Source organism: Acinetobacter puyangensis (genome assembly GCF_900096995.1).
Lineage (GTDB): Bacteria > Pseudomonadota > Gammaproteobacteria > Pseudomonadales > Moraxellaceae > Acinetobacter > Acinetobacter puyangensis.
Window position 1 is genome coordinate 1 of record NZ_OANT01000012.1, and the last position, 20,797, is coordinate 20,797.

At 38.6% G+C, this 20,797-nt stretch carries 18 protein-coding genes and 1 pseudogene; 7 read left to right on the forward strand and 12 right to left on the reverse strand.

Annotated elements, in window-relative coordinates:
• The first annotated feature begins 328 nt into the window (after nt 1-328).
• A complete protein-coding gene (locus CRO21_RS15270; protein WP_097080179.1) occupies nt 329-952 on the forward strand; it encodes a LysE family translocator in 624 nt (207 codons plus the stop codon).
• Between the two features lie 69 nt (nt 953-1,021).
• On the opposite strand, the gene metG is transcribed toward CRO21_RS15270, so the two are convergent.
• On the reverse strand, nt 1,022-3,079 hold the full coding sequence (gene metG / locus CRO21_RS15275; protein ID WP_097080180.1) for a methionine--tRNA ligase: 2,058 nt from the start codon (nt 3,077-3,079) through the stop codon (nt 1,022-1,024).
• 307 nt (nt 3,080-3,386) lie between these two features.
• On the opposite strand from metG, the gene CRO21_RS15280 reads away from it, so the two are divergent.
• From CRO21_RS15280 to CRO21_RS15290, 3 genes and pseudogenes are all read left to right on the forward strand, one after another.
• A complete protein-coding gene (locus CRO21_RS15280; RefSeq protein ID WP_097080181.1) occupies nt 3,387-3,851 on the forward strand; it encodes a hypothetical protein in 465 nt (154 codons plus the stop codon).
• A 145-nt stretch (nt 3,852-3,996) separates the two neighbouring features.
• Nucleotides 3,997-5,211, forward strand: a complete 1,215-nt coding sequence (locus CRO21_RS15285; RefSeq protein ID WP_097080182.1) for an Mrp/NBP35 family ATP-binding protein — start codon at nt 3,997-3,999, stop codon at nt 5,209-5,211.
• A gap of 61 nt (nt 5,212-5,272) precedes the next feature.
• Nucleotides 5,273-5,593: pseudogene (locus CRO21_RS15290) on the forward strand (DUF6176 family protein).
• 72 nt (nt 5,594-5,665) lie between these two features.
• On the opposite strand, the gene rplT reads toward CRO21_RS15290, so the two are convergent.
• The 6 genes from rplT to CRO21_RS15320 all read right to left on the reverse strand — a co-directional run bounded on the left by rplT (nt 5,666) and on the right by CRO21_RS15320 (nt 12,351).
• Complete coding sequence (gene rplT / locus CRO21_RS15295; protein ID WP_087621870.1) at nt 5,666-6,025, reverse strand: 50S ribosomal protein L20; 360 nt, start codon at nt 6,023-6,025, stop codon at nt 5,666-5,668.
• Nucleotides 6,026-6,036: 11 nt separating this feature from the next.
• Nucleotides 6,037-6,234 (reverse strand): 50S ribosomal protein L35, encoded by a 198-nt coding sequence (gene rpmI, locus CRO21_RS15300; RefSeq protein WP_087621934.1) that lies wholly within the window; start codon nt 6,232-6,234, stop codon nt 6,037-6,039.
• 138 nt (nt 6,235-6,372) lie between these two features.
• Nucleotides 6,373-8,532, reverse strand: coding sequence for a TonB-dependent receptor (locus CRO21_RS15305; protein WP_097080183.1), 2,160 nt, complete (start codon nt 8,530-8,532; stop codon nt 6,373-6,375).
• Between the two features lie 479 nt (nt 8,533-9,011).
• Nucleotides 9,012-11,123, reverse strand: coding sequence for a TonB-dependent receptor (locus CRO21_RS15310; RefSeq protein WP_378235033.1), 2,112 nt, complete (start codon nt 11,121-11,123; stop codon nt 9,012-9,014).
• A gap of 176 nt (nt 11,124-11,299) precedes the next feature.
• Nucleotides 11,300-11,917 (reverse strand): glutathione S-transferase N-terminal domain-containing protein, encoded by a 618-nt coding sequence (locus tag CRO21_RS15315; RefSeq protein WP_097080184.1) that lies wholly within the window; start codon nt 11,915-11,917, stop codon nt 11,300-11,302.
• A 101-nt stretch (nt 11,918-12,018) separates the two neighbouring features.
• Nucleotides 12,019-12,351, reverse strand: coding sequence for a helix-turn-helix domain-containing protein (locus CRO21_RS15320; RefSeq protein WP_097080185.1), 333 nt, complete (start codon nt 12,349-12,351; stop codon nt 12,019-12,021).
• Between the two features lie 134 nt (nt 12,352-12,485).
• Here CRO21_RS15320 and CRO21_RS15325 point away from each other — a divergent pair, with 134 nt between their 5' ends.
• Both CRO21_RS15325 and CRO21_RS15330 read left to right on the forward strand, forming a co-directional pair.
• Nucleotides 12,486-12,944, forward strand: a complete 459-nt coding sequence (locus CRO21_RS15325; protein ID WP_141398139.1) for a hypothetical protein — start codon at nt 12,486-12,488, stop codon at nt 12,942-12,944.
• A 270-nt stretch (nt 12,945-13,214) separates the two neighbouring features.
• Entirely contained in the window at nt 13,215-13,679 is a 465-nt protein-coding gene (locus CRO21_RS15330) for an Hsp20 family protein (RefSeq protein ID WP_097080187.1), read from the forward strand.
• Between the two features lie 158 nt (nt 13,680-13,837).
• Here the strand turns inward: CRO21_RS15330 and CRO21_RS15335 are convergent, their stop codons facing one another.
• The 5 genes from CRO21_RS15335 to CRO21_RS15355 form a co-directional block, all read right to left on the reverse strand.
• Nucleotides 13,838-14,236, reverse strand: coding sequence for a hypothetical protein (locus tag CRO21_RS15335; protein ID WP_097080188.1), 399 nt, complete (start codon nt 14,234-14,236; stop codon nt 13,838-13,840).
• Nucleotides 14,237-14,517: 281 nt separating this feature from the next.
• Complete coding sequence (locus tag CRO21_RS15340) at nt 14,518-15,375, reverse strand: LysR substrate-binding domain-containing protein (protein ID WP_097080189.1); 858 nt, start codon at nt 15,373-15,375, stop codon at nt 14,518-14,520.
• Between the two features lie 118 nt (nt 15,376-15,493).
• A complete protein-coding gene (gene infC / locus CRO21_RS15345) occupies nt 15,494-16,045 on the reverse strand; it encodes a translation initiation factor IF-3 (protein ID WP_097080190.1) in 552 nt (183 codons plus the stop codon).
• Between the two features lie 5 nt (nt 16,046-16,050).
• Nucleotides 16,051-17,973 (reverse strand): threonine--tRNA ligase, encoded by a 1,923-nt coding sequence (gene thrS / locus CRO21_RS15350; protein ID WP_097080191.1) that lies wholly within the window; start codon nt 17,971-17,973, stop codon nt 16,051-16,053.
• A 228-nt stretch (nt 17,974-18,201) separates the two neighbouring features.
• Entirely contained in the window at nt 18,202-18,795 is a 594-nt protein-coding gene (locus CRO21_RS15355) for a LysE family translocator (protein ID WP_097080192.1), read from the reverse strand.
• Between the two features lie 320 nt (nt 18,796-19,115).
• Between CRO21_RS15355 and CRO21_RS15360 the strand changes: the two genes are divergently transcribed.
• On the forward strand, nt 19,116-20,768 hold the full coding sequence (locus CRO21_RS15360; protein WP_097080193.1) for an acyl-CoA synthetase: 1,653 nt from the start codon (nt 19,116-19,118) through the stop codon (nt 20,766-20,768).
• Nucleotides 20,769-20,797: the final 29 nt, after the last annotated feature.

The window sequence follows — 20,797 nt, forward strand, 5'->3', positions numbered from 1 at the left end:
AAGTCCCAACTAACACCCTGTTTTTCAACAAGTTTTAATCTGCATCACCGCCGATGGATGTGCATTCTACAGCATTCACATACCAACGCAACCCCATTCTTTACTTTTTTTCAAATTCCACTATCAACCGTTCAATTTCTCGGCAAATATGTCGTTTTATTCCGAATTTCCTACCTTTTATTCCTAGTTTTTATACAATTTTAAAAAATTATTTTTCTGATGCGATTAAAAGCACCGCCATTTGCACCATAAAGCACATGGATTTGTCTTAAGAAAATTTTTACTAAAACTGTTAAACTTTTACTTTCATTTTTTCTATCAGGTTTTCATGGATTTTTTATTTCCACTCATGTCAATCGCAATGGCTTTAATGCTTGGTGCCATGAGTCCCGGTCCAAGTTTTATTTGTGTCGCCCAAAATTCAATTGCGAAATCCCGGAAACATGGTCTGGTGACAGCATTAGGCACTGGTACAGGTGCTGCAATCTTAGGATTATTGGCGGTATTGGGTTTACAGGCATTTTTATTGGCTGTGCCATCTGCTTATATGCTGCTTAAATTTATGGGGGGTTTATACTTACTTTGGCTTGCATATAAAATTTTAAAACATGCAAAATCACCCTTAAGTGTTGAGCAAACACATACTGTACAGACGCATTATTGGACCACTTACCGCTCAGGATTGTTAACGCAAATGAGTAATCCAAAAACAGCGATTGTGATGGCAGGTATTTTTACCGCACTCTTACCCAAAAATATTCCTGATTATTACTATATTGCTATTCCAGCGCTCTGTTTTATGATTGATGCGGGCTGGTACGCCTTTGTTTCAGTAATTTTATCTTCACAAAAACCACGACAAGTTTATTTACGCAGTAAAAAAGTCTTTGATCGCCTAGCAGGTGGAATTTTAGGGATACTAGGACTTAAATTAATTCTCTCAACAAAATAATATCTAAAGCTGTAGGAAGTTAAACGCATTGTCCAGCTTCCTTTCAGCTATACATTTTATTTCTAAGGCTTAAGACACTTTATCACCTGGTTTGGCACCACTTTCAGGGGAGATAATATATAAGCCCTGATCATTCCCCGCACATAACACCATGCCATTGGAAATCCCAAAACGCATTTTGCGAGGGGCAAGGTTGGCCACCATCACCACCAATTTACCCATCAAATCTTCTGGTGCATACTGGCTGCGAACACCACTAAATACATTGCGAGATTCGGTTTCACCGACATCCAAAGTCAGTTGTAATAACTTATCTGAACCTTCAACAATTTCAGCCTGTAATACTTGTGCCACACGCAAATCAATTTTCACAAAATCATCAATCGCAATCGTGTCAGCCTCGCCTACTTTTAAGTCGACCTTTTGTTCAACCGCTTTGGCCTTTTTCTTTTCAACCTTCGGTGCTTCTACTGCCAAGGAATCTTTGGATGCATCCACCATGGCATCGACCGCTTTTTTGTCAACACGTTGCATTAATGGCTGGAATTGTGCAATCTGATGATTAACTAAAATGGTTTGAGCAGAGGCAAAATCGAACTGTTCCAGTTTCAGGAAAGTCTGAACTTCATTGGCCAATTTTGGTATTACTGGCGACAAATACACCGCCAGTTGACGGAACAAATTAATACCAACCGAACAAACGTCATGAACTTGTTGCTCATTGCCAGCAACTTTCGCCAATGCCCACGGCTTTTTCTCATCAATATACTGGTTGGCACGATCTGCCAAAGCCATGATTTCACGGATTGCGGCACTAAATTCGCGATCTTCATAGGCTTTACTGATTGAAACTCTTGCATCAATAAAGCTTTGTACCAATTCAGGTTCTGCACAATTTCCCGATAAAGTATTATTAAAATCCTTATTAATAAATTTGGCACAACGACTGGCAATATTCACCACTTTGCCCACCAGATCAGAATTTACTTTCTGGATAAAGTCATCCAGATTTAAATCCGAGTCCTCCACTTTATCGGATAGTTTAGAGGCAAAGTAATAGCGTAAATACTCAGGATTTAAATGCTCAAGATACGTTTCTGCCTTGATAAACGTACCACGAGATTTTGACATTTTCTGACCGTTGACTGTCAGAAAGCCATTGACGAATAAACCAGTTGGGGTGCGGTAACCAGCACCATCCAACATGGCTGGCCAGAATAAAGCATGGAAATAAACGATATCTTTACCAATAAAATGATAAACCTCATGTTTACTGTGTTTATTCCAGTACTCATCAAAACTTAATTCTGGACGTTGAGCCTTAATATAGTTTTCAAAACTAGACATATAACCAATTGGCGCATCTACCCAGACATAGAAATATTTATTCGGCGCATCTGGAATTTCAAAGCCAAAATACGGCGCATCACGAGAAATATCCCAATCGGTTAATCCTGCTTCAAACCATTCATCTAGTTTATTGGCAATCGATACCGGCAATCGACCGGAATCTCGTGTCCATTGTTGCAGATACTGCGAAAAATTAGGCAATTTAAAGAAATAATGATCAGATGATTTTTCAATTGGTGTAGCGCCACTTAAAGTTGAACGTGGATTTTTAAGTTCTGTCGCATTATACGTGGTTCCACAAACTTCACAGGAATCACCATACTGATCTTCTGCATCACATTTTGGGCAAGTACCTTTAATAAAACGATCTGATAAAAACATCTGTTTTTCCGGATCGAACAACTGTGTCACAGGACGCACAGCAATATTACCGACATCACGGTTCTTGATATAAATATCTTCGGAACGCAATTTGTTGGTTTCGCTATGGGTTGAATCATAATGATCAAAACTAATACCAAATCCGGCAAAATCACGTTCATGCTCTTTTTGTACATTGGCAATTTGCTGTTCTGCTGTAATGCCATTGGCTTCGGCACGCAACATGATCGCTGTACCATGCGCATCATCTGCACAGACGTAAATTACATCATGTCCCATCGCACGCATTGCCCGAACCCAAATATCTGCCTGGATATAACCAAGCAAATGTCCCATATGAATAGGACCATTGGCATAGGGTAAAGCATTGGTGACCAGGATTTTACGTGCAGACATAACGCTCATTCACTAAAAAATTTGACGGCCTTGATTTTACATGACTTGGCCATCAGTTGCATAATGGATTCGCTGAAATCTTTTATAACAAGATTTAAATTTTATTTCACAGCATAGTGAATGCAAAGCAAGCACCATATACATAATCGACCTGATTGATTCTGTATTCACTTTGTATCAAATTGCTGCAAAACCAGCTTATCTGAATGAAATGATGTATAAATAAGAAATAGTTATAAACTTAATGTGTATCATAGCATAAAGTAGATGATCCACAGTCTTGATACGATAAAATGAGGTAAAACCGATGACAACTGAAAATAAAATAGATGACCTTAAAGCAAAAGCTGGTGAACTTGGTGATGACATCAAACACAAAGCCAAAGAAGCACAATTGCAAGCCGAAAAAACTGTAGATGATTTAAAGCATTCGGCCAAAGAAGCCAAACTTGAAGGTGAAAAAAAGTTAGATGATCTCAAAAAAGATGCAGCGGAGCATCATGCTGAAGATAAAGCAGCAGTAGAAGCAAAAGTTGACGAAGCGAAAGCCAAACTTGATGATAGCAAAGCAAAAGCCAAAGATCAGTTTGAGCATCTAAAAACCGAAGCCAACCAAAAACTGGAAGAGGCCAAACAAAAGGCTGCTGAACTTAAAGAAGAAGCAACCCATAAATTTGAGGATCTCAAAGCACAAGCCACTGAAAAATTTGGTGACTTAAAAACACAAGCCACTGAAAAATTTGATGAATTAAAAAATAAATTTAAAAGTTAAACCATCGAATATCGATATTTAAACTTAGGCCGATTTAAATTTCATTATAAATTTAAATCGGCTTTTTTAATTGTACTTAACCTTATCCTATATTACAGGTAAACTATCTTGATCATGATAATGTAAAATTTGCTTGGAGTTTAAGATGTCTTGGTTTTCTGCGTTAAAAGCAAAATTTAGCCCTGATCAAGAGATTGATGAAACCAAAATACAGGCTTGTCTGGAACAATTTACCTTTCCAAATACCCATACCACACTACAAGAACGTATTACCCAACTGAATGTTGAACAAAACACCTTACAACTCAGCATCTTTGTTTATGAAGATGAAGTTGATCATTTACAAAAAATTCATGATGATTTAAGTGCTCAACTTGCACAGGCAGGCGTCCATACACTAAATCTGCATGTCATACAAAAAAAGAAAGAAGCCAGTAAAAGCCCTGTTCCATCTGTGGTTGATGCATCTGCAAGTCAGGCGCATTTGGCACAAGCGCAAGCGAATTATCAGCCACAACAAAGTGAAGCGCCAATTCAAAAAGCTGCACCAACGCAGGCACAACTTAAACCGCATCCACATATCCAGCATGTGATTGTGGTTGCCTCTGGTAAAGGCGGTGTCGGTAAGTCCACCACCACTGTCAATTTAGCATTGGCATTACAAAAATTAGGGTTAAAAGTGGGTGTACTTGATGCCGATATTTATGGCCCTAGCATTCCGACCATGCTCGGCAATGAAGGACAAAGTCCGTTAATTGAAAACGAACAGTTTGTCCCACTCGAAGCTTATGGTATGCCAGTCTTATCCATAGGCCATTTGACTGGAAATGGTCGAACACCTGTCGCATGGCGCGGCCCCAAAGCAACCGGGGCGTTAATGCAACTGTTTAACCAGACACTCTGGCCAACCCTTGATGTGTTACTCATTGATATGCCGCCCGGTACAGGGGATATTCAGCTTACACTGGCGCAACGCATTCCTGTATCTGGTGCAGTGATTGTCACCACCCCACAAAATGTTGCCTTGCTGGATGCACAAAAAGGCATTGAGCTATTTAATAAGGTGAATATTAAAATATTAGGCGTGGTAGAAAACATGTCGACGCATATCTGTTCGAACTGCGGATTTGAAGAGCAGATTTTTGGTGTGGGTGGTGGTGATAAACTGGCGCAAGCCTATCATATTCCTTTGCTTGGTCGTTTACCACTCAATGCCTCCATTCGGGAAAATGCAGACAAAGGTAAGCCGAGTGTTGCCGCACAAGATACAGCCTATGAAAGTTATATGGAAATTGCGACAAAACTGAAACACAGTATCGATCAATTACCTCAACGTCAGAATGACAAGCGGATTTTTTAAAAATGAAATGATCATCTGATCTTCGTCGATCATATCGATATAACACTTTTGAGTAAATATTATGGACATTGGTGCGGTATTAATAAGGCTAAAAACGCATTCATTACCACATTTGGACGCATGGCGAAATGAACTGGAAACGCGCAAAGCCGAAGCAATAGACACATTAAAAGCAGAAAATGTTTTTATTGAATCATAGTTTCATGTTGAACTTGAAAATGAACATTACCTGATCGCCTATATGCGTGCAGATGATATTGCACATGCACAAAAAGTTGCTAGAACCAGCACTTTTGATATTGGTCAGGTTCATAAAAAATTTAAAACCACATGGGATAAGGTTTATCCTGCTAAATTATTAGTTGACTTAGATAATAGTTAAAATTCATTTAAATCAGTCATCGCAATAAAAAAACGCACTTAATTCAGTGCGTTTTTTTAATATCCTGATGACTTAGGCAGCCAATGCAGATTTCGCTTTTTCAGCCAAAGCAGCAAATGCAACCGCATCATGATAAGCGATATCAGCCAATACACGACGGTCAATAATCACTTGTGCTTTTTTCAGGCCATCAATCATACGGCTATAAGACAAACCGTTTTGACGTGCACCAGCATTAATACGTGCAATCCACAATGCGCGGAATTGACGTTTTTTCTGACGACGGTCACGGTAAGCATATTGACCAGCTTTGATTACTGCCTGGAACGCTACACGATAAACACGTGAACGAGCACCATAATAACCTTTTGCGCGAGCAAGAATTTTTTTGTGACGACGATGAGCCACTACACCACGTTTTACACGAGCCATTTAAAATCTCCTTAGATGTATGGGCACATACGACGAACTGAAGCAACATCACTTACGTGAACCATTACACAGCCGCGCAATTGACGGATACGTTTCGCAGATTTTTTGGTCAAAATGTGGCGTTTGAATGCTTGCTTACGTTTAAAACCGTTTGCAGTCGCTTTAAAGCGTTTAGCTGCACCACGGCGAGTTTTTAATTTAACTGCCATAACAACCTCTTTATGCACCTGTTCAGCACGTTTGCACCATTGCAACACGACTTGCAGGTAAGGGATGCGATATTCTATAGAAAACTTATACAAATGAAAAGACCTTATCACACTTACCACAAGGCCTTTTTGCAATGCTTAGAAAAAGTAATTTACCCGGAATAAATAATTACGTGGTGTCCCAGGCATTGATGATGTACGCCAGTATTCTTTATCAGTTAAATTATTCACTGCAAAAGTTGCGCCCCAAGTTTCATCTTTATAACCAAGTGCAGCATCTAAACGTGTCCAGCCATCTATCTTGGTGGTATTAGCATCTGAGGTATAGAAAGAACCGACATAAGTTGCACCGATCTCGCCATAGATTCGGTCGGTTGGTAAGTAGCGGATAAATAAGTTACCAGTGTTTTTTGAAGAATTTGAGAATCGATTTCCTTCATTGGCTGGTGTACGAATATTTTTTGTGATTTCTGTATCTGTATAACCATAGCCACCACGAATAAATACATTATCCAGTATCTTACCAATAAAGCTAAATTCAAAACCCTTTGATTCTCTTTCACCAATATTGATAATTGGTGAGTTATTATCATCTTCAATAGCACGACCACGCATATTATCTTTTTTGATTTGATATGCTGATAACTGTGTATTTAAACGATTGTTAAACCAATCACTTTTTATACCGATCTCATATTGAGTGTTATTTTCAGGTTTTAAATCCTCGGCGGTCTCATCAATTACACTAATCCAGCCTCGACCTCCGTATGGAGAAAAACTTTTACTATAAGACGCATAGAGTGACTGACTTTCTACAGGCTGCCAAACAATACCTGCGTTCGGACTAAATGATTCTCCATCATATGAACCCCGTACATCAACATCCCGATTGTTATTTCGGGTCTGATGAGAACTCATATCATAAGTATCGTACCGACCACCCAACATAAGTTTAAATTCAGGAGTAATGCTAATTAAATCCTGAATAAAGACACCTAAAGAGGTTGCTTCAATTTCACTATAACTACGAGTAGATAAAGCAGCCCCATTACGAGTATTACTGAGTTTACCAGTTGCTGGATCATACCAACCATAGATTGATGTGAGTGTAGTACCATCACTTCCTATATATTGATTCGCAAGTTTCGGATTACGTTCTTCCTTAATCCAATCTGTTCCGATCATAACATTATGCTTAATCGCGCCAGTATTAAACTCACCGGTAATATCCCATGTATTTGTCAATGTTGATGTTTCTGTTTCTTGCCAATAATAAACTTGAGAAATCTGCCCAATATGACCAGCACACGCAGCACTACTTGCAGAACAATAAGAACCCAAATAGAAATGATCAAAGTTTTGGAAAGAATTTCTATGACTCAAACCCCAATGAAACGTCCAATCTGGTAAAAAATCATATCGAAGATCTATACGTGCTGACTTAGTTTCATCGGTAACAATATCACCTTCCTGAGCATACCCTTGTTTAATATTAACAGGATAACCTGTCTGCAATAACACAGAATAATTTGGCCCTCGATCTGGAACACGATCCATTTTGTCGTAAGTTGCTTCAGCCGTCCACGTTAAAGTCTCATCATCACTACGATAAGTTACACTTGGTGAAATTGAATCTTGCTGTGTACCTATTCCTGAACGAAAACTATTGCTATCAAATTTTTCGCCAACCAAACGTACAGCCCAATTATCTGTAACAACTTTATTTAAATCAATCGTCGCTCCCACATTATCATAAGAACCGACATACGCACCAATATTACTCCGAGAGTCAAAATTGGCAGTTTTTGTAACCAAATTGATTACACCACCACCCTGACTTCGTCCATATAGAACTGATGCTGGCCCTTTTAAGATTTCGATGCGTTCAACATTGGCTGTGCTACGTCGGTACTGTCCACTTTCACGTACACCATTACGATAAATATCGCCATTATCTGCACTAAACCCTCGAAGAGTAATACCATCACCACGCATATCGTACGCCGTTGTTACACCAGGTGTACCTTGCAACATAATACTTAAATCATTGGCACCATACATTTTATATTTAGATACATCAATGGTATCAATGGTTTGAGGAATATCTTTTTTATCCAATCCATTTCGGGTGACATTTGCTTGTTTATAGTCGACATAGGTCTTGATCGGATCACCGTCATCCATGGCTTCAATTACGATTGCTGGCAATACAACTGCCCTGTTCACATGTTCCCCTTCTACTGCTGTTTGTGCTTCTTCAGCATATGACTGGGCACTCAACATCGCACTCGCTAACATTGAGAAAAGTAACTTTTTACGCAAAACCATTAGTTAACCATAATATAAAATATAAAGATTATCATTTATTTTAATATTTATTTACATATTGTCAATAAATAATACACATTATATCCATAATTTAATATTTTAACGGTAGAGTATATTTCGTTAGAAATTGCAAAATAGAATCGTGTAATTCACTAAATTTATATACCGATGTCGTTAATTATAATCCGAGTCATATCTTGCAAAGGTATAACCGAATCCATTTACCTTAGATATAACCTCATGAAACCATTACAACATTTAAAGAGTTTGTAAAAGATATAAAACATCTCCAACTAATGAGATATTATTAAAATCGAATATAATCAATACAAAATTTTAATCCTTGAGTGCAAAACTATGCTTTATTATTAACTTAGATGATTGCACTAACAATCACCTTTCATTGTTTAAAACAAGTACACACAATGATTTACAGATCCACATATTACTTAGAAAAAGTAATTTACCCGAAAGAGATAGTTACGTGATGCACCCGGCATGGAAGCAAAACGCCAATATTTTTCATCAGTTATATTATTAATAGCCAATGTCGCTCCCCATTGATCATTTTTATAGCCAATGGCTGCATCAATACGACTAAAACCATCGACTTTACGCTCATTGCGTACATTGTTGTAGAAAGAGCCAACATACGTAACGCCAGCCTCACCATAAATATTCTCTGCTGGTAAATATCTTATAAACAGATTACCGGTATTTTTAGAGTTTAGTCCTAAACGATTGCCTATATTCCCAGGTGTTTCAACATCTTTGGTTACTTTGGCATCAGTATAACCATAGCCTCCCCGAATAAATACATTATCCAGAAGTTGACCAATGAAACTGAATTCGACACCTTTGGATTCATGCTCACCTGCAATCGCCCATTCATCTGGCAGATTGGTAGAGTCTGGTTGATAACGAATATTATTTTTTTCAATCTGATATAAAGCAAATTGCGTACTTAGTCGCTGATTAAACCAATCACTTTTTATACCGATTTCATACTGCTGATTATATTCCGGTTCGGTACTTTCTGACGAAACCACCTGCATATAACCACGACCACCATAAGGTGCAAAACTTTTATTATATGATGCGTATAAACTATGATCTTCTGTTGGTTGCCAAACAATACCTACATTTGGACTGAGGCTTTCGTCACTACTTTTGAGTTGAAACTGTGTTAATTTATTTGTGGACTTAAAATCATAAGTATCATAACGTAATCCCAACATGAGTTTAACTTGCGGTATTAATGTCAATAAATCTTGTACAAAAAAACCAAGGCCATCCCCTTCATGATAGTTATGGGAGGTAACCGTATCTATCCGCGAACCAACAATGAATCGATCCGAATAATCATAAGGATTGACATAGCCTTTTGGCCCTGAAGTACTGGTATCGGAGAAACTACCAAATTTAATATCACGAATTTCATGGTTAACATCTACGCCAATAAGTAGTTGATGACCAATTACACCAGTATCAAATTGCCCTGAAACATCAAATGTATTGGTAAATGTTTCGTTAGAAGCTTCTTGCCATTTATAGTTTTGCAGCACATAACCTGCCTTACAATTTCGTTTACTACTATCAGTTTCACAATAAGAACCACCAAAAAAATTATTATAATCCTGATCAGCCTGACGGTAATTCAAAGCCCAGTGAAAGTTCCAGTTAGGTAGGAATTGATATTTCAAGTCACTCCGAATCAGTTGCAACTCATCTTTAGTATAATCACCAGCTTGTGCATAGCCTAGATCAGTCGGAACATCGTCAGGTAAATTATAAAAATATGGTCCCCGATCAGTCACTCGATCTAATGAATCATAGGTATATTGTGTTGTCCACAACAAGGTTTCATCATCATTACGAAAAGCAATACTAGGCGATAACATGGTTTGATCCTGACCAATACCTTGTCTAAAACTATCTGCATCGTTATATTCACCTGTTAGGCGAACAGCTACATTATCATTCAAAAGCTGATTTATATCTAACGTAGCGCCATAATTATCATAAGAACCTATATATGTGCCAATCGAACTTCTGGAGTTAAAATTAGCAACTTTACTCACCATATTAATCACACCACCACCAGCATTACGCCCATACAACACTGATGCTGGTCCTTTTAAAATCTCAATACGTTCGACATTGGCCGTACTACGGCGAATTTTACCACTATCACGAATACCATCCCGATAAATATCGCCAGCATCTGCATTAAATCCCCGGATACTAATACCATCTCCTTCTGCATCATAACTGGTGGATACTCCTGGTGTACCTTGCAACATAACACTTAGATCATTGGCACCATACATTTTATATTTTGCAACATCTATAGTATCTATAGTTTGTGGAATATCTTTTTTATCCAACCCATTTCGAGTGACATTAGCCTGTTTATAATCCACATAAGTTTTGATTGGATCACCATCATCCATGGCTTCAATTATAATTGTAGGCAATACAACTGCTCCGTTGCTTTCCTTGCTTTCTTTTTTTTCTGTTGTTGCTTGTATTTCATCTGCATATGATCGGGAACTCAACATCGTAGTTGCAGATACCAACATAGTGAACAGTATTTTTTTACGCAAAACCATAAATTAACCATAATATAAAATATAAGGATTCTCATTTATTTTAACAATAAATTACATAGAGTCAACTTTTAAAATTCTGTTATCCTTAAATTTTACTTTATTTTGTGATTAAGCAATATAGGCTTTTAAACCTGAATCGCCAAGGCCTTTTTAACAGCTTCACGCTGCTGCATTCGCTCAAAATATAATTTGGCATTTGGGTAATCATTTAAGTCTATCGCTTGCCATGCATAGCTTAACATCCAAGGAAAAATTGCCATATCAGCAATGGAATACTCACCTGCAACAAAATTGCGATCTTGTAGTCGATGGTTCAAAACACCATATAAACGTTTGGTTTCATCCTGATAGCGCCTAGTCGGATACTCCAATCGTTCAGGCGCAAACTGGGAAAAATGATGATTCTGTCCCAACATGGGACCAAAGCCGCCCATTTGCCACATTAACCATTGTTCAACTTCAATACGCTGACGCTCTTCACTTGGATAGAACAATCCTGTTTTACGTCCTAAATATTGCAAAATCGCACCCGATTCAAATATTGCAATCGGCTGACCATCAAAAGTATCGTGATCAACAATGGCTGGAATTTTATTATTTGGAGAAATCTTTAAAAATTCAGGTTGAAACTGATCATTTTTTAAAATATTGATAGGAAAAATTTGGTAATCCAGTTGCATTTCTTCCAAGGCAATCGAGATTTTGTGTCCGTTGGGTGTTCCCCAATAGTAGAGATCAATCATTATGTTGTACACATTAAAATGGCATTAAAAATATCATATAATGATTAATGGTGAAAAATAACTATTCCCCAAAAAATAATTCTGACCAAACTAGAAATGTATCATTGTTCAGGTTTAAGCAAGATTTGCATCAAGTGACGTAAATTATCCTGTACATCTTTCGGTAATTGCATAAATAAAGTATCTATTGGCATGTGCTGCCAGTCCCTAGTAATTCTCCCTTCTTCATCCAGATATTCAGCCAGTAAAAATAGTTGAGCCACTGAACAATGAAATGCACGTGCCAGATATTCAAGTATTGCAGGACTGTACCCTTGATTACCATTTTCAAGATTGGAAATATTACTTTTTGACGTGTTTGAGTAGTCAGCTAGTTGCTGCTGCGTCCAACCTTTTTTCTTTCTCAAATAGCGTACTGCAGGACCTATATTCATGTCCTGATGGTATAAAAAATCGACACAATCAGATATTGCAATACTGTTTTAATTGTTAAAAATGTATTGTTATGCAATACTAAGGTTTTGTAATACTGTAAAATTTAAAATAGAATAGATCAGGTCTTCTGGAAATGACAAAAAAATTTGAGAACATATTCAAGCAAATCAGTTTATTAGCCAGAATGCAGTTAGAAGGTGTTGGTTTAAAACTGAATCCCCCAGAAGAACTGGATTATTTTTGTTTTTGTCTTATTACTGCATTGAGCAAGGAAAATGGACACAATATTGAACACCTCCACCTACAATTTATACAATGCATAGCGCAAAAATATGGTGTGTTTAGCATTGAAAATTTTCAATTAAAACAACAGACTTATCAGCACTATCTGTCACTATCATTACAGAGAAAAACACTACCTTCCGGCCTTGACCCCATCATGCAACTTGCTTATATTTTAAGTGATCAATCTGTTAACCCTCAATTTCATGTGAATATGAACATCATTTTACTCAGCATGACCATTCGAGATATTATTCGACAATCCAGCCACTACATTTTGTCTGTTTACCCTTTATCCGCAAACAAATAATAACTTAATCAAATATTCATAATTTCCAATTTAGACAGCAGCGTAATCTGCAATAGGATGTTTTTTAATTAAAAGCAGAGAACATATTCTACGAACAATAATTAATCTTTTTCTGGGTAAATATTCACTTGAAAAATTTTAGGCCGAACTTATATATCTATTGTCAGTATTCACGTGGTGATATGACTGACAACTGCTGTTGATGCACTAGGCATAACAGTAACAGTCTTATTTATAAAACTTTGCTGAACACATCAGGAGGTTATATCAATGAGTAGCATAAGTTTAAGTCCATTATTCCGTCGTAGTATTGGTTTTGATCGATTAAACGATTTATTTGATTATGCCATGCAAGCCGATACGCCAAACTACCCACCCTATAATATTGAAAAACATGGTGACAATGATTACCGTATTATTGTCGCAACCGCGGGCTTTAAACAAGAAGAGCTGGCAATCAATCTGGAAAATCAGGTGCTGTCTATTTTAGGTAAACCTGAAGAAAATAAAGATGAAACCGCAGAGTATTTACATAAAGGTATTGCGCATCGTGCATTTAAATTGTCATTGCGTCTGGATGAGCATATCGAAGTACAGCACGCCGATTATCAAAATGGTTTGTTGATGATTGATTTACAGCGGATCATTCCAGAGGAAAAATTGCCTCGCCAAATTCCAATTGGCCAAAAGGTCATTGAGAATAAAGCGGAAAAAATAGCAAAAGTCGTTTCCTAACAAGATATATCAATCGATACGCGCAAAACAGCTAAGTTTATACTTGGCTGTTTTGCTATGGATTATATAAAAGAGATTATATGTCATCTATACAGAAATTTGGCTCGATCACTTACACCATAATTAATATTGATGAAATCAACACATAAAGAGAAATCTCATTCCAAAGTCAGCTGTTGTGTCAAATTTTCCGCCTCGGCCAAACTTCCTACTGCATAATGTGGTGTTCCAAATGCTTTAACTGCAATTTCTGCCTGTTGCTCAATCAGGATACGTTTTTCCTGATCAGGCTCCACGCTAATCAAAGCCTTACAATATTGATTCATGTCATTTTTATGATGCTTAAGCCATAGACCACGCTGCTTACGATCTTCATGCGTTTCATTCTGACTAAATTCGATATAAACAATCGTAAACAGTTGTGCATTGTGTAACAGCTGTACCATTTCTCGTTCCCATTGCGTGGCATAACCCGACTGGGCCTGATCCGCCCTGAACACGCATAAAGGAAAACGACTGACATCATGAATTTTAAATAAATTTGTATCAATAGCCATTAATTCTCTCCACTAAGGGTCAAATAGAAATATTGGTCATGAATATAGACTGATCATGGAAAAACCAGCCATATATACATACCACTTACACGCTCTTTAGCTATTGAAACGTCAATCAATTGGTGATCACTAGAAGAAGTATAAGGAAATATTTAACACGTAGAAGTGACTATTTTGCATGGCTATAGTGCAGTGCAAACATCAATACAGGAAAAATACACTTAAATAGATAGAGATATATCATGGAATTCTGTTAATTCCCGAATTTTACATCTTAATAATTAATGTGCTACATGATTTTGATGGCGTGGATGCCATGACTGCGTCATTAAAATCGGACTGAGTGAAAATGGTAATTGAAAAGACTGTAAATTCATTCCCATCTGTAATGCAATATCTGCCATCTCTTTGGGTAGAATTAAAATAAAATTAGATTGTTGTAAAGTGAACAGTGCCGAACTAAATGTAGGAAATACTGCCTTGATTTGTCGATTTAAAGCCCATTTTTTTAATGCTTCATCTACCGGGCCATGCAGTTTACCACGTCTTGAAACATTGATATGGCCCCATTCAGTTAAAGCTTGTGGCGTAATTTCTTCAGACAAAATAGGATGTTGTGCACATACCAGCCCTACCATCCTGGTTTGAAATAAAGCTTGTACCCGCATTTCATGTCCCAATATTCTTGAAGCACTAATCAATAGATCAATACGGCCGCTACGTAATGCTTCATCATCAAGATCATCTTCTTCGGGTGTAAAACATAGGCTTGCCTGAGGCATTTCTTGAGCAAGCAAATTTAATAAAGGTGCTGCATACATGCTGGTGAAAGCATCATTTGCCCTGATTTTAAAATGAATACTGAGTTGTTTCAAATCCACATCTACAGCAGGAGACAGTAAATCAGTGGAACTATGTAAGACTTGCTTTAATTGTGCATGAATCTCCAGAGCACGTGGCGTTGCAACCATTGCTCGACCAGAAGGAACCAGAATGGGATCTTTAGTGGTTTGACGAATACGTGCCAAAATACGACTCATGGCGGAAGGACTTAAATTCATCCGATGCGCGGCACCCACCACACTTCCTTCTTCGAGCAAAGCATCAAGCGCATACAATAAATTCAAATCAGGACGCATGCAGACCATCTCCCCTATTTTATAAGTAGAATCGTTAATGCATATCCTACCCCGAACAATCAATTTTCCATAAAAAACGCTGCCCAAAGACAGCGTTACTTTTACTTAATCCAAAGAATTATTTTCTTTTCTTCGGACCAATCAACATACCCATTTGACGACCTTCCATTTTAGGTTGTTGTTCAATTACACCAAATTCGGCAACATCTACCTCAACTTTTTGTAATTGCACCAAACCCAAATCCTGATGCGCCATTTCACGACCACGGAAACGTAAAGTAATTTTAACTTTGTTCCCTTCTTCAAGGAATTTTAAAATTGCACGCAATTTCACTTGGTAATCACCAACATCTGTTGCTGGACGCAATTTAATCTCTTTCACTTGCACCTGATGCTGCTTTTTCTTGGCATCTTTCTGCTTTTGTTTTAGATCAAACAAGTGCTTGTTATAATCCATAATCTTACAGACAGGTGGCTCAGCATTTGCCACAATTTCAACAAGATCAAGATCAGCATCTTCGGCAGCTTTTAATGCTTCAGTTAAAGAAACAATTCCTCGTTGCTCACCATCTGCGGCAACAAGACGAACTTCTTTTGCTCGAATTTCGTCATTGATGGCAGGACGGTTACTTTTTGCACCTTGTTGTTGGTTACGGTCAGGCTGTTTAATCGCTATTACTCCACTATATACCGGCCACGTTCGGCGACGGCAGATTTCACTAGGTCAATGAAAGCATCAATTGACATAGTACCTAAATTTTTTCCTGTACGGGTACGAACATTGACTGTACCTTCTTCGACTTCCCGATCGCCCAATACCAGTAGATAGGGAATACGCTCTAATGTACGTTCACGAATCTTAAAGCCGATTTTTTCATTTCTCAAGTCTGAAATCGCACGCAGGCCATTTTCCTTGAGTTTTGTCACAACTTGCCCACATGCAGCACTTTGTGCATCGGTAATGTTCATCACACATGCTTGTACAGGGGTTAACCATGGTGGCATAAAACCAGCATAATGTTCAATAAGTATACCAATAAATCGTTCAAAACTACCAAGAATTGCACGATGCAGCATTACGGGCTGGTCACGATCATTGTCTTCTGTCACAAATGAAGCGTCTAATCGTGCAGGCAAATTAAAGTCACACTGAATTGTACCGCATTGCCAGACGCGACCCAAGCAATCTTTTAAAGAGAACTCGATTTTTGGACCATAGAAAGCACCTTCGCCCGGTTGCAACTCCCATTCCAGACCCGCTGCATCAAGTGCATCTGCCAGAGATTTTTCTGCCATATCCCAAAGTAAATCATCACCCACACGTTTTTCCGGACGGGTAGACAATTTCATCTGAACATCTTCAAAGCCAAAATCTTTATAAACATCCAGCGTCAATTTAATAAAGTCGGCAACTTCCTGTCCGATTTGCTCTTTGGTACAGAAGATATGCGCATCATCTTGAGTAAAACCACGTACCCGCATAATCCCGTGCAAGGAACCTGATGGCTCATTACGGTGACAGGAACCAAACTCAGCCAGACGAATTGGCAAGTCACGATAGGATTTTAAACCCTGATTAAAAATTTGTACGTGACAAGGACAATTCATTGGTTTTACCGCATAGTTGCGGTTTTCGGAATGCGTGGTAAACATATTCTCGGCGTAGTTTGCTGCATGTCCAGACTTTTCCCACAAGGTAAAATCAACAATCTGTGGTGTACGCACTTCTTCATAACCATTATCTTGCTGTACTTTACGCATGTACTGCTCAAGCACTTGATAAATGGTCCAGCCATTGGCATGCCAGAATACCATACCCGGTGCTTCTTCCTGCATATGGAATAGATCTAAGGCTTTACCTATTTTACGGTGATCACGTTTTTCTGCTTCTTCAATCCGTTTCACATAGGCAGCAAGCTGTTTTTTATCCGCCCAAGCTGTACCATAAATCCGTTGTAACTGCTCATTCTTGGCATCACCACGCCAGTAGGCACCGGAAATTTTAGTCAGCTTAAATGATTTTAAGAATTTTGTATTGGGAACATGCGGACCACGACACATGTCAACATATTCCTGATGATAATATAAGCCCATTTGCTGTTCGTCAGGCATATCATCAATCAGACGCAATTTATAAATTTCACCACGTTCGGTAAAGGTTTTAATCACTTCATCGCGCGGTGTCATTTTTTTAATGACATCATAATCCTGATCGATCAGCTGTTTCATACGCTGTTCGATCGCATCCATATCTTCTAAAGTAAAAGGTTTTGGCGTAAAAATATCGTAATAAAACCCTTCTTCAATCACCGGACCAATGACCATTTTTGCTTCAGGGAACAACTGCTTAACAGCATGTCCAACCAGATGTGCGCAGGAATGGCGAATAATTTCTAAACCATCTTCATCCTTGGGAGTGATAATTTGTAGGGTTGCATCATCGGTAATCAAGTCACTGGCATCAACAAGTTTGTTGTTGACTCGTCCTGCCACCGTATTTTTGGCAAGTCCCGGTCCAATGCTTTGTGCAACCTCCATTACCGATACAGGATGGTCGAATTGTTTTTGATCGCCATTTGGCAAAGTGATAATTGGCATAATGTAATCCTTAAGGAGTGATGCCCCACACCAAGGAGCATGTCACCGCGAGATTGATATAAAAGAAAATATCAGTCAGGTGTATAAAAATTAGAGCGGTTATTTTACACGCCTTTAGCCAATTAGAAAACCTTTAGCGCCCTGAATCAACAATTTAAGCAATGGAAATGAGTCAAATCAGGGCATGCCAAGATTTTATCCCTATTGCAGGGATAAATGGATCAAAAATTAAAAGGATGTAATAGCTGAATAGCTTAAAGGCAGAGAGAAAGTAACCAGAATAATCGACGCTGTACGTTGTAGATTTGCCTGATTCAACCATTTCACCTGATTAGAAATGAGTGCTGCACCAAATGCAATCCATAAAAAAGCAATTGGAATAATTAACGCTAAAAATGTCCCCATGTGCATCAAATATTGTTGCATTGCATTCCATGTCTCTGGTGGAAAAATAGCAGATGCAAATAACAATCCTTTTGGATTCAGCAAAGTCGCACAGAATAATGCTTTAGGTGTAATGGTAGGTTGATCCAGATTGCCCTGCTCCAGAGATTTTTTCCAGAGTTTAATGGCAAGAAAAATAATATAGCCAGCACTGATTAATTTTAAAACAGAAGGTAACCAAGGCAAGCTATGTGAGATTAACTCAATCAAGTATCCCCATGTGGTAATTGCAATAAGGTAACCTAGCACTTCGGCTGGGATAAGTTTTAATGAACGTTTGACACCAATTTGAATCCCCGAAGATGCCAATAATGTATTGGTTGGCCCCGGAGTCAAGAGAATGGTAACAACAAGTCCAATAAACAAAATCGATACCATAAATTATTATCCCTAAAAAGAAGATGTGCCAAATATCGCACAGCACATTGTAGTCTGTCGAATTATCAGTTGTAACCAAATTTTTTATTGCAAATAATATTTAATTATTATTCATTAACTTAAGTTAAAATTTTAAAAATACAGTCGTCATATGCTGATATTATTTTAGACAAAATAGATGGCTTAAAAGCACTGTTTTGTACAAAATTGCGACTAAAGCCTTAAAGCAATTCGCTTAAAATTAGACTAGCTTTAACTAGATTCCATGCTTAAAAAGATATCTATCATTATCGCAAATTACAATACAGGGAGTATTGCACATGGTCAGTGCCTATGATGAATTACCGCGTACAGCAGCAAATTTTGTTGCATTATCGCCATTACGTTATTTAGAGCGGGCAGCTTATATTTATCCAAATCAGGACGCGATTATCCATGGCAGTCGTCATATCAGCTGGCGGGAGAAATATCAGCGTTGCCGCCAGTTTGCCCATCAGTTACAGCAACTTGGAATTGCCAAAAACGATACGGTTTCGGTTTTATTGGCCAATGTTCCTGCGATGATTGAGGCACATTTTGCCGTGCCAATGGCGGGTGCAGTACTCAATACCTTAAATACCCGTCTGGATGCCAAAACGATTGCATTTATGCTGGAACATGCCGAATCTAAAGTGCTATTGGTTGATCCCGAATTTCGTCAGGTCGCGCTAGAGGCACTAAAACTGATTCCCCAGCAAGACATCATCGTGATTGACGTCTTTGATGAAGAATTTGATGGTGAACAAATTGCGATAGGCGATTATGAATATGAATCATGGTTGAAACAAGGTGATCCAGACTTTGAATGGCATTTACCTCAGGATGAATGGGACGCCATCAGCTTAAACTATACCTCGGGAACCACAGGCAATCCCAAAGGCGTGGTATATCATCATCGTGGCGCCTATATTAATGCAGCCAGCAATATCATTGCCTGTGGTATGACACCACGCGCAACCTATTTATGGACGTTGCCACTTTTTCACTGTAATGGCTGGTGCTTTGCATGGACCATGGCAGCCAATGGCGGAACCAATATTTGCTTGCGTAAAGTCGATCCCGAACTGATTTTCAAACTGATTGCCCAACATAAAGTAGATTACTTCTGCGGCGCACCAATTGTACTGTCGATGCTGATCAATACGCCAAAACAGCAACAAATTGCATTTGATCACCGGGTCGAAGTGATGGTTGCAGGTGCAGCACCACCGGCAGCAATTATTGAAGGTATGCGTAAAATCGGAATTAATGTCACCCATGTCTATGGTCTGACCGAAACCTATGGTCCTTCTGCACTTTGTGCTTCGCAGGCTGGCTGGAGTGATCTAAGCATTGAGGAGCAGGCCCATTTACATTCACGTCAAGGTGTGCCCTATCCCCTACAGGATGGCATGAAAGTACTGGATCCGGAGACCATGCAACCTGTGCCCAAAGATGGTGAGACCATGGGGGAAATCATGTTCCGGGGCAATATTGTCATGAAAGGTTATCTAAAAAACAAAGCTGCAACTGATGAAGCCTTTAAAGGTGGCTGGTTTCATACCGGAGATCTGGCAGTTTGCCAGCCTGACGGCTATGCCAAAATTACCGACCGTGCCAAAGATGTGATTATTTCCGGCGGGGAAAATATCTCATCGTTAGAAGTAGAAGAAGTGTTGTATCGCCATCCTGCAATTTTAACGGCAGCTGTGGTCGCAAAACCCGATCCACGCTGGCAGGAAGTACCCTGCGCCTTTATTGAATTAAAACAGGGGATGAATGCCGCAGCAGATGAAATTATTGAACATTGTCGTCAGGAGCTTGCCCGTTTTAAAGTCCCTAAAGATGTCATCATTACCGAAATTCCCAAAACGTCGACCGGGAAATTACAAAAATTTATCTTGCGAGATTGGGCCAAGCAACGTGCCGAACAGGAATCAATTGCAGCCAGTTAAACATCGTGTAGTCCAGCCAAAGATAAATA

Excerpts from the sequence above, each read along its gene's own strand:
- CRO21_RS15330 (WP_097080187.1), top strand. The coding sequence starts at position 13,215 with ATGAGTAGCATAAGTTTAAGTCCATTATTCCGTCGTAGTATTGGTTTT.
- metG (WP_097080180.1), bottom strand. The coding sequence starts at position 3,079 with ATGTCTGCACGTAAAATCCTGGTCACCAATGCTTTACCCTATGCCAAT.
- CRO21_RS15270 (WP_097080179.1), top strand. The coding sequence starts at position 329 with ATGGATTTTTTATTTCCACTCATGTCAATCGCAATGGCTTTAATGCTT.
- CRO21_RS15335 (WP_097080188.1), bottom strand. The coding sequence starts at position 14,236 with ATGGCTATTGATACAAATTTATTTAAAATTCATGATGTCAGTCGTTTT.
- CRO21_RS15285 (WP_097080182.1), top strand. The coding sequence starts at position 3,997 with ATGTCTTGGTTTTCTGCGTTAAAAGCAAAATTTAGCCCTGATCAAGAG.
- rplT (WP_087621870.1), bottom strand. The coding sequence starts at position 6,025 with ATGGCTCGTGTAAAACGTGGTGTAGTGGCTCATCGTCGTCACAAAAAA.
- CRO21_RS15325 (WP_141398139.1), top strand. The coding sequence starts at position 12,486 with ATGACAAAAAAATTTGAGAACATATTCAAGCAAATCAGTTTATTAGCC.
- rpmI (WP_087621934.1), bottom strand. The coding sequence starts at position 6,234 with ATGGCAGTTAAATTAAAAACTCGCCGTGGTGCAGCTAAACGCTTTAAA.
- thrS (WP_097080191.1), bottom strand. The coding sequence starts at position 17,973 with ATGCCAATTATCACTTTGCCAAATGGCGATCAAAAACAATTCGACCAT.
- CRO21_RS15355 (WP_097080192.1), bottom strand. The coding sequence starts at position 18,795 with ATGGTATCGATTTTGTTTATTGGACTTGTTGTTACCATTCTCTTGACT.
- CRO21_RS15280 (WP_097080181.1), top strand. The coding sequence starts at position 3,387 with ATGACAACTGAAAATAAAATAGATGACCTTAAAGCAAAAGCTGGTGAA.
- CRO21_RS15315 (WP_097080184.1), bottom strand. The coding sequence starts at position 11,917 with ATGATTGATCTCTACTATTGGGGAACACCCAACGGACACAAAATCTCG.
- CRO21_RS15340 (WP_097080189.1), bottom strand. The coding sequence starts at position 15,375 with ATGCGTCCTGATTTGAATTTATTGTATGCGCTTGATGCTTTGCTCGAA.
- CRO21_RS15320 (WP_097080185.1), bottom strand. The coding sequence starts at position 12,351 with ATGAATATAGGTCCTGCAGTACGCTATTTGAGAAAGAAAAAAGGTTGG.
- CRO21_RS15360 (WP_097080193.1), top strand. The coding sequence starts at position 19,116 with ATGGTCAGTGCCTATGATGAATTACCGCGTACAGCAGCAAATTTTGTT.
- CRO21_RS15305 (WP_097080183.1), bottom strand. The coding sequence starts at position 8,532 with ATGTTAGCGAGTGCGATGTTGAGTGCCCAGTCATATGCTGAAGAAGCA.
- CRO21_RS15310 (WP_378235033.1), bottom strand. The coding sequence starts at position 11,123 with ATGTTGAGTTCCCGATCATATGCAGATGAAATACAAGCAACAACAGAA.